The organism is Thauera linaloolentis 47Lol = DSM 12138, assembly GCF_000310205.1.
Taxonomy (GTDB): domain Bacteria; phylum Pseudomonadota; class Gammaproteobacteria; order Burkholderiales; family Rhodocyclaceae; genus Thauera; species Thauera linaloolentis.
The window spans coordinates 1-8918 of sequence record NZ_AMXE01000109.1; the positions used below are offsets into that span (position 1 = coordinate 1).

The following is an 8918-nucleotide window of genomic DNA, read 5'->3' on the forward strand; positions in this document are numbered from 1 at the left end:
GGCGGAACAATGGGCCGCCGCCGCGGGGGCGCGGGCCGCCGCGCCGCGCCGCATGCAGCGCGGTGCGCGCCATCCGATGACGCTCACCGATTACCGCGTGGGACGCCGCCTGGTCGCCCGGCTCGTCGAGGTCGATGAGCTGGGCCACGCCTGGAGCGGCGGAGATTCGCGCCAGATGTTCAGCGATGCGCGCGGGCCGGACGCGTCGCGCATGGTGTGGCGTTTTCTTGCCGCGCAGTTGAAGCCGCGTGCCGCCGCGCGGCCGTGACCGCCGCAATGGCGGTGGAGGCACGGTCGCGGGTACTCGCTAAGTGCAACGCCGGGATGCGATCATGACGGCCCCGATATCAGATGGATGCCTTCATGACCGACAAGTCCCCGATCCGTGCACGCAACTTCCCTTCCGCCGAGGATGAAGCCCGGGCCGTGCAGCCGCATGGCCGTTATGACGGTCCGGGCAGTTCGTTCCGCATGGCCTTCACGGACACCGATTTCCTGCTGCGCGAGGAGTTGCGGCCGGTGCGGCTGCAGCTCGAACTGCTCAAGCCCGAGCTGATCCAGCAGGAGCAGGGTGTGGAGTCGACCGTGGTCGTGTTCGGCAGCGCGCGCTTCAAGGCGCCCGAGGTGGCGGAGGCGATGCTGGCGGAAGCGGTCGCCAGCGGGGACGACGAGGCGATCCGCAGGGCCGGGCGCATGGTGCAGAACGCGCGCTGGTACGAGGAGGCGCGCCGCTTCGCCGATCTGGTGACGCGCGAGTCCGATGCGCTGGGCGAGCCGGTCATCGTCGCCACCGGCGGCGGGCCGGGCATCATGGAGGCGGGCAACCGCGGCGCCCACGAGGCGGGCGGGCGCAGCATGGGCATGAGCATCTTCCTGCCCTTCGAGGAAGCGCCCAACCCCTACATCACGCCTGAGCTGTGCTTCCAGTTCCATTACTTCGCTGTCCGCAAGATGCATTTCCTGATGCGCGCGGTGGCGCTGGTCAGCTTTCCGGGTGGCCTGGGCACGCTGGACGAGCTGTTCGAGGTGCTGACGCTGACGCAGACGGGCAAGATCCGCCGGCGTCCGATCGTGCTGATCGGGCGGGCGTTCTGGCAGAAACTGATCGACTTCGACGTGCTGGTGGAGCACGGCGTGATCGGCCCCGACGACAAGAACCTGTTCCACTATGCCGAGACCGCCGAGGAAGCCTGGGACGTGATCAAGGCCGCCTACCAGGGCGACAATCCGGCCTTGGTGGCGCGGCAGATGAGGGGGAACTGAGCGCTTCGCCGGCTGGCGCCGGCCGCGGCGTCATTCGAAGATCGGCATCCTGCGCGCCGTGCGGGTGCCGAAGATCTGCGGCTCCTGCGGCAGCCGGTTGGTCGGCATGTATGTGCGGATCTCTGCGTGCCATTGCTCGTAGGTCCGGGGTTTCTTCTCGCGCAGGGTCTTGAGCGCGTAGAAGGTGAAGGCGCCGTTGGGCCTGCCGGCGAAGGACGTGTCCCAGCTGTATTCTTCGTCGCGGCAGCCGGACAGCAGCAGGTCGCCCCCGGCGCGGCGCATGCCGCCTATCAGGCCGAGCGAGGCCGCGCGCGCCGCGCCGGGCAGGTCGCCGGGCCGCATCCAGGCTTCCGGCGGCAGGAAGCGGGCGCGGGGGCCGCCGGCGTCGAGGTCGCTGTCGTCGCCGCGCGTCACCGAGCCCGAATGGCAGCTGTCCGAGATCAGCAGCAGGCGCACGCCCGCGCCGCGGCGGTCGAAGATGTCGCGGATGCGGTCGTCCAGCAGCGGACCGCGGGTGGCGATGTCCCACGGGCACAGTGCCTCGTCGCGTCCGTCCGCTTCGTCGCCGTCCTCGTCCGCCACCCAGGTGCCGTGGCCGGAATAGGTGAAGACCAGGGTGTCGTTCTTCTGCGCGCCGGCGACCAGGGCCTCGATCGCGCCGCTCATGGCGGCCAGGGTGGCCTGGGCGTCGAGCAGCAGGGTGACGCCGAAGCCGTGCGACTGAAGGGTGGCGGCCCAGTCATGGGCGTCGTTCACGCAGCCGCTCAGGTCGCTGCCGGTGCCGGGGTAGTCGTTGATGCCGATGCACAGCGCGCGCTTGCCCATGGCGGTCTCCTCGAAGCCGGGCCGGCACCGGATGCAGCGCCCCCGGACGCTTGCAGGATAGTTTGCCGGCCCGTGTTTCGCCAGGCCGGTGATCGGGCGTGGCGGCGGCCGCGCCCGCCGGGTCGCCGCGGGCGCCGCAGTGCCCGGCGCGCAGGCTATCGGCAGGCTCAGCGGCTGAATATAATTACAGCCATGCCAGTCGATACCGCGCTTTCATCCAGCATGCACTCCCCGCTCCCGCCCGGCGCGGAACCCGCTTCCGCCGCTGCGCCGGGCGGCCTCAATCCGGCGCAGCGCGAGGCGGTGGAGCATGGCATCGACGCGGGGCAGGGCGCCCGGCCGGCGCCGCCGCTGCTGGTCATCGCCGGTGCCGGTTCGGGCAAGACCAACACGCTCGCGCATCGCGTGGCCCACCTCATCGCCAGCGGCGCCGACCCCGGGCGCATCCTGCTGCTCACCTTCTCGCGCCGCGCGGCCGACGAGATGGGGCGGCGGGTCGGGCGCATCCTGTCGCAGGCGGCCGCGTCCAGGCACGGGGCGGGGCAGGCCGGGCTGCACTGGTCCGGCACCTTCCACGCCATCGGCGCGCGCCTGCTGCGCGACCATGCCGGCCGCATCGGGCTCGACCCCGGCTTCACGATCCACGACCGCGAGGACTCGGGCGACCTGATGAACCTGGTGCGCCACGAGGTCGGCCTGTCCGCGCAGCAGCGGCGCTTTCCGCAAAAGGGCACCTGCCTGGCGATCTACTCGGCGGCGGTGAATACGCGCGCGCCGCTGGCCGAGGTGCTGCGGACGGGCTTTCCGTGGTGCGCCGAGTGGGAGGATGAGCTCAAGCGCCTGTTCCGCGCCTATGTCGAGGCCAAGCAGGCGCAGCAGGTGCTCGACTACGACGACCTGCTGCTGTATTGGGCGCAGATGGTGGCCGAACCCGGCCTCGGTGCGGAGATCGGCGGCCTGTTCGACCACGTGCTGGTCGACGAATACCAGGACACCAACCATCTGCAGGCCGCGATCCTGCTGGCGATGAAGCCCGACGGCCGCGGCCTCACCGTGGTCGGCGACGACGCGCAGTCGATCTACGCCTTTCGCGGCGCGACGGTGCGCAACATCCTCGACTTTCCCGCCGCCTTCGCGCCACCGGCGCGCATCGTCACGCTGGAGCAGAACTACCGCTCCACGCGGCCCGTCCTGGACGCCGCCAACGCGGTGATCGCGCTCGCCGCCGAGCGCTTCACCAAGAACCTGTGGTCCGCGCGCGATGGTGGCCGGCGCCCGCGCATCGTGTCGGTCAGGGACGATGCCGACCAGGCCGCCTTCATCGTCGACATGGCGCTGGCGCGGCGCGAGGAAGGCCTGAGGCTCAAGCGGCAGGCGGTGCTGTTCCGCGCCTCGGCGCACAGCATGAGGCTGGAACTCGAACTGACCCGGCGCAACGTGCCGTTCGTGAAGTTCGGCGGCCTCAGGTTTCTCGAAGCCGCCCACGTCAAGGACGTGCTGGCCGTGCTGCGCTGGGCGGAAAACCCGCGTGACCGCGTTTCGGGCTTCCGTGCCATCCAGCTGCTGGCCGGCATCGGGCCGAAGACCGCCGGCCGCGTGCTCGGCAACGTGTGCGCCGCGCCCGCGGGCTGCGCGCTGCTGGCCGAGCAGCCGGTGCCGGAAGCCGCGCGCGCTGGCTGGCTGGCGTTCGCCGCGCTGCTTGACGGCCTGGGCAAAAGCCCGCGCTGGCCGGCCGATTTCGAGCGCATCTGCCGCTGGTACGAGGCGCAGATGCCGCGCCTGTACGACGACTTCACGGTGCGCCAGGCCGACATCCAGCAGCTTGCGCGCATCGCCGCGACCAGCCCGGACCGCCAGCGCTTCCTGACCGAACTCACGCTCGACCCGCCCAGCGCCACCAGCGGCGAGGCCGCCATGCCGCTGCTCGACGAGGACTACCTGGTGTTGTCGACGATGCATTCGGCCAAGGGCCAGGAGTGGGACGCGGTCAGCGTGCTCAACGTCGTCGACGGCTGCATTCCGTCCGACATCGCCACGCGCAACAGCGCCGAGATCGAGGAAGAGCGCCGCCTGCTCTACGTCGCGATGACGCGGGCGAAGGACGTGCTCGACCTCGTCGTGCCGCAGCGCTTCTACGTCACCCAGCAGGCGGGCATGGGCGACCGCCACGTGTATGGCGGGCGCAGCCGCTTCATTCCGAACCGCCTGCTGGGCCACTTCGAGCAGATCAGCTGGCCGCCTCCGCCACCCGGGCAGCAGGGCTCGCCGGCTTCGCGCCAGGCCGCGATCGATCTCGCCGCGAAAATGCGTGACATGTGGCGCTGAGGCTGCCCGCGGGCGGGGTCAGGCCGGGCCTGCCGGCGGCGTGGCGCCGTCGGCAGGCGCCGCCAGCAGGTGTTCGCGCAGCGCGGCGGCATTGTTGTGCGTGCCATCGTGCGCGGCGTAGAGCAGCGTGAGCACCGGCTGGCTGGCGGCCAGCGCGCGCAGCCCGTCCAGCGCGGCGGCGGCCGCGCCGGTACGGAGCTCTTCCGCATAGCGGCGGCGGAATTCGTTCCAGCGCGCGGGGTCGTGGCCGAACCAGCGGCGCAGCTCGGTGGATGGGGCGAGATCGCGCAGCCAGTGGTCGAGCGCCGCCGCTTCCTTGGCGATGCCGCGCGGCCACAGGCGGTCGACCAGTACCCGGCAGCCGTCGGCGGGCGACGGCGGATCGTAGATGCGCTGGATGCGGATGTCCATGTGGCTGGCCTCGTGCGGGAGCGGGTGCGCGGCGGCGTGCCCGCCGCTCGGTTCAGTATAGGCGGCGGCCGCAGATGCGGCACGGGAGGAGGCCTCCGGTCGCGGGGCAGGCCTGCCTGCCGCGGCCGGCCTTCATTTTTCCCCGTCCCGCGGCCGCCTTGGTAACATCGCCGCCCATGTCAGCCGATCCCCCGCTCCCGCCCCGTTCCGCACAACTCGGTCTCGGCCTGCGCGACATTGCCGCGCTCGGCCAGGTGTTCACCCCGGAGCCGGTGGTGCGCGCCATGCTGGCGTTGCGCCGCAATACCGGGCGGGTGCTGGAGCCGTCCTGCGGCGACGGCGCCTTTCTGCGCCACCTGCCCGGCGCGGTGGGGCTGGAGCTGGACCCGGACCATTGCCCGCCCGGCGCGAGGGTGCTCGATTTCTTCGCCTATCCGGAGCACGAGCGCTTCGGCACCATCATCGGCAACCCGCCCTACGTCCGCTTCCAGGACATTCCGGCGCCGACACGCGAGCTGATCGCGCGCGGCCGCCACGGGCACAGCCTGGACCGGCGCTCGAACCTGTACCTGTTCTTCATCGAAAAGTGCCTGCACCACCTCGAACCGGGCGGCGAACTGATCTTCATCACGCCGCGCGATTTCCTGAAGGCGACTTCGGCGGTGAAGCTCAACCGCCTGCTGGCGGAGGCCGGCAGTATCACCGACGCGATCGAACTGGGCGATGCGCGGGTGTTCCCCGGTGCCCTGCCGAACTGCCTGATCTGGCGCTTCGAGAAAGGCCGCCGCGATCACGCGATGCGCTATTGCGAGATCGGCGTCGACGACGCGCTCGATGACGCGCTTGCGGCGCCGGCGTGGGCGCCGCGCCATTTCGTCGAAAGCGCCGGGCACCTGATGTTCGCCCGCGAGGACTATCCGCTGCGGCTGTCGGACGTGGCCTCCGTCAAGGTCGGCGCGGTGTCCGGCGCCGACGCGCTGTATGTCGACGCCGCGCAGGGCAACCGCGAATTCGTCTGCTCGTCCACCGTCAGCACCGGGCGCACGCGGCGCATGATCTGGCCCGAGCCGGGCGAGCCGCCGCCCGCGGCGCTGCTGCCGCACAAGGCCCGCCTGCTGCAGCGCAAGGTGGCGCGCTTCGACGAGTCGAACTGGTGGATGTGGGGCCGCATGCACCATCGCAGCGCCCGGCCGCGGGTGTATGTGAACGGCAAGACGCGCGTTGCGCGGCCTTTCTTCGTCCACGACTGTACCGACTACGATGGCGCGGTCATGGCGGTGTTTCCGCACCGGGCGGATGCCGACGTCGCGGCCTTCCGCGATGCGCTCAACGCGGTCGACTGGGCCGATCTCGGTTTCGTCTGCGACGGCCGCTTCCTGTTCACCCAGCGCAGCCTGGAGAACGCGCCCCTGCCGGCGGCCTTCGCCGCTTTCCTGCCGGCGGCCTGAGGCGCCCTGCGCGTCAGTGCGAGCGCAGCACGTCCAGGTCGGCGCGGTTGCGCTCGTCGGTATACGGCTCGCCCGGCAGCGGCGGCGTGGCGGCGTGGCATTGCACCAGCACGTTGGACAATGGCCGGTCGTGGAACAGCACCTCGACCGCGCACGGGCCGTATTCGGTCTGGATGCTCGCCAGCAGGTTACGCGCATAGGGGGTGGCCAGCTTGCCGTCGAGGATCAGGTTGGCGAGCAGGTAGCCGTCTTCCGCCAGCGCCTGCCGCGTCGTGCGCCAGAATTCACGCGTCACGAGGTGGGCCGGAATGCTGGTGAGCGCGCTGTAGACGTCCACCACCACCGCGTCGTAGCGCGTCGTGGTGTCGCGCACGAAGGCACGCGCATCGGCGGCGACGAATTCGCCGCGGATCGGCGCACGCAGGAAGTCGCGCTCGGCGATGTCCTTCACCGCCGGATCGATGTCGACATAGGTGTAGTGGTTGAGCGGTTCCGCGTGCGACAGCGTGAAGCCGCCGGCGCCGAGCACCAGCACGCGGCGGTCGCGAAAGGCCAGTTCGTCGAGCAGCAGCGCGCGCAGGCGCTGGATGTAGCGCGCGTAATGCGGCGGTTCGGCGTTGTCGATGATCGAGGCGGCGGAGTTGTTCACCCAGAACACGCGGGGGTTGTCGAAGCCGTCGAGCGTGGTCGGCGCCACGCGGTAGGTGGCGTAGGCGGTCTCGGTCTGCTGCGGCATGACCAGGTTGGCCATCAGCGCCGCGCCGGCGACGAGGGCGGACAGCAGCATGGCGTAGTGGCGGGCATGGCCGGCCTCGCTGAGCACCGGCACCAGCGCCAGCAGCAGGGCGCTGCAGATCAGCACCGCGGCGCCCACGCCCAGCCACTGCATCACGAGCACCGACAGCGTCACCGCGCCGAGGAAGGAGCCCAGCGTGGACCAGTACAGTGCCGCGCCGCTGCGCTCGCCCGCGCGCGCATGGCGCAGCAGGTTGGTCAGGATGGGCACCGTCTGCCCGAGCAGCCAGGCCACCGGGCACAGGATGCCGCCGATCAGCACGAACCAGGCCAGCGGCGCCGGCCGCAGGTGGGCGAACAGCAGTTCGACCGCCGGTCCGGCGAGGCCGACGGCGATCAGCGCCGCGGCGATGAGGAAGTTGTGCCGCACCCGCGCCAGGTAGTCGCCGGCGACGCGCCCGCCGGTCTGGTAGCCGAGCGCGAGCGCGAGCAGGAAGAAGCCGATCGTTGGCGCGGTGACGGTGATCGCGCTGCCCACGTGCGGCACCAGCCGGCGCAGGGCGACGATCTCGGCGCCGAGCGACACGAAGCCTTCGACGAAGACGAGGGCGAACAGCAGGGCGCCGGGCAGCGGCGATGCGGCGGCGGGCTCGAGGGAGGGGGCGGAGGCGGATTCAGCGGGGGCTGCGGGCATCGGGACGATCCTGGCGGGCGTGTGGGCGGGATTATCGCGGCCATGCGCCGGTGATGCCAGCCGCGCCCGAATCCGTTACCCTGCGCCGTGTTCCGATTTCACGCGCACCGCGCCCGCCGCCATGGCCCAGCCTACCCTCAAGCAACGCAAGACTTTCGCCCTGATCCGCATTCTTGGCGGCATGGTCGCCGCCCTGTATCTGAGCTTCGTCGTCGTCACCAACGTGCTGGCAGGCCTGCCCTTCGAAGGCAGCCTGATCTTCACCGCGCTCGTCGCCGCCGCCGGCTACGGCTATGCCGCGTGGTATCTGCGCGAGCTGTCCGCGATCGCGCGCGAGGAACGTGGCGGGCAGTGAGCCCCGTCGGCCCGGCAGGCGCCGCACGGGCCGAGCCCCCGTTCCTGCTGCGCCGGAACGGGGGCTCGCTTGCTCAGCGTCCGGAACAATGCCCGCCCGAGGCGGCCTGTCCGCTGCCGAGGGCGATCGGCGGCGGTTCGAGGCGCACGCCGCGGGTGTGGAGGGTATCCAGCGCCACCAGTGCCAGCACGAGCAGCCAGAACGCGGCGCTGACGAGGCGGAAGAGTTTCTTGCTTTCCATGTTCCTTCCTCCTCAGCCGCCGATGCGCCGGCGGATGCGCACGCCAAGGATCGAGCCGGCGAAGGCGAGCGCGAACCACACCCAGCCGTGCAGGCTGGCCGAGGCGATGCCGCCGAGGTAGGCGCCGACGTTGCAGCCGAAGGCCATGCGCGAGCTGTAGCCCATCACCAGGCCAGCGGCGCAGGCGGCGATCAGGCGGCGGTTGGACGGCAGCCTGAAATCCGCCGGGCCGTTCCAGCGCGACGCGGCCAGCGCGCCATAGATCAGGCCGAGGTTGGTCACCGAAGTGACGTCGGCCAGCAGCGGCTCCGCCAGCCGGGCGGCATGCGGATCGATCCCCCAGAAGGGGTCGCCGACGGGGCTCCAGCCCAGCGCGGACGCGATCTTCGCGCCCCAGACGCCGATGCCGTACACGATGCCCCAGGGCTGGCCGGCGACGATCAGGTGCAGGCCGTACAGCGCCGCCAGCAGCAGTGCGCCCAGCCACCAGCGGCGGGACCAGCCTGGCGCCGCGGACGCCGCCTTGGCGGTGGCGGCCACGAAGCTGGCCGTGCCGGCACGCACCGCCTGCCGGGCCGCCGACTGCGGTGTCGCCGCCTGGCCGGTGGATTCGCTCCGCGC

Annotated in this window: 9 protein-coding genes and 1 pseudogene; 5 read left to right on the top strand and 5 right to left on the bottom strand. The window is 71.4% G+C overall.

What is annotated here, in order from left to right:
* Both C666_RS17440 and C666_RS17445 read left to right on the top strand, forming a co-directional pair.
* A pseudogene (locus C666_RS17440) lies at positions 1 to 268 on the top strand (extracellular catalytic domain type 1 short-chain-length polyhydroxyalkanoate depolymerase); the annotation flags it as partial.
* Between the two features lie 95 nt (positions 269 to 363).
* Positions 364 to 1263, top strand: a complete 900-nt coding sequence (locus C666_RS17445) for an LOG family protein (protein ID WP_028792020.1) — start codon at positions 364 to 366, stop codon at positions 1261 to 1263.
* Between the two features lie 30 nt (positions 1264 to 1293).
* Here the strand turns inward: C666_RS17445 and C666_RS17450 are convergent, their stop codons facing one another.
* On the bottom strand, positions 1294 to 2088 hold the full coding sequence (locus C666_RS17450) for a caspase family protein (protein ID WP_004345379.1): 795 nt from the start codon (positions 2086 to 2088) through the stop codon (positions 1294 to 1296).
* A 222-nt stretch (positions 2089 to 2310) separates the two neighbouring features.
* On the opposite strand from C666_RS17450, the gene C666_RS17455 reads away from it, so the two are divergent.
* Entirely contained in the window at positions 2311 to 4413 is a 2103-nt protein-coding gene (locus C666_RS17455) for an ATP-dependent helicase (protein WP_028792021.1), read from the top strand.
* 18 nt (positions 4414 to 4431) lie between these two features.
* Here the strand turns inward: C666_RS17455 and C666_RS17460 are convergent, their stop codons facing one another.
* Positions 4432 to 4824 (bottom strand): DUF488 domain-containing protein, encoded by a 393-nt coding sequence (locus C666_RS17460; protein WP_004345385.1) that lies wholly within the window; start codon positions 4822 to 4824, stop codon positions 4432 to 4434.
* 176 nt (positions 4825 to 5000) lie between these two features.
* Here C666_RS17460 and C666_RS17465 point away from each other — a divergent pair, with 176 nt between their 5' ends.
* Positions 5001 to 6272 carry an Eco57I restriction-modification methylase domain-containing protein gene (locus C666_RS17465; protein ID WP_004345387.1) on the top strand — a complete coding sequence of 424 codons (1272 nt, stop codon included), beginning with the start codon at positions 5001 to 5003 and terminating at the stop codon, positions 6270 to 6272.
* 13 nt (positions 6273 to 6285) lie between these two features.
* Here the strand turns inward: C666_RS17465 and C666_RS17470 are convergent, their stop codons facing one another.
* Positions 6286 to 7701 (bottom strand): fused MFS/spermidine synthase, encoded by a 1416-nt coding sequence (locus C666_RS17470; protein ID WP_004345389.1) that lies wholly within the window; start codon positions 7699 to 7701, stop codon positions 6286 to 6288.
* A gap of 121 nt (positions 7702 to 7822) precedes the next feature.
* Between C666_RS17470 and C666_RS17475 the strand changes: the two genes are divergently transcribed.
* Positions 7823 to 8056, top strand: a complete 234-nt coding sequence (locus tag C666_RS17475; RefSeq protein ID WP_004345393.1) for a hypothetical protein — start codon at positions 7823 to 7825, stop codon at positions 8054 to 8056.
* Positions 8057 to 8129: 73 nt separating this feature from the next.
* Here the strand turns inward: C666_RS17475 and C666_RS20745 are convergent, their stop codons facing one another.
* A complete protein-coding gene (locus C666_RS20745) occupies positions 8130 to 8297 on the bottom strand; it encodes a hypothetical protein (RefSeq protein ID WP_004345394.1) in 168 nt (55 codons plus the stop codon).
* Between the two features lie 12 nt (positions 8298 to 8309).
* Positions 8310 to 8918, bottom strand: a 609-nt coding sequence (locus C666_RS17480) for a YeeE/YedE thiosulfate transporter family protein (RefSeq protein WP_004345396.1), incomplete at its 5' end; no start/stop codon positions are given.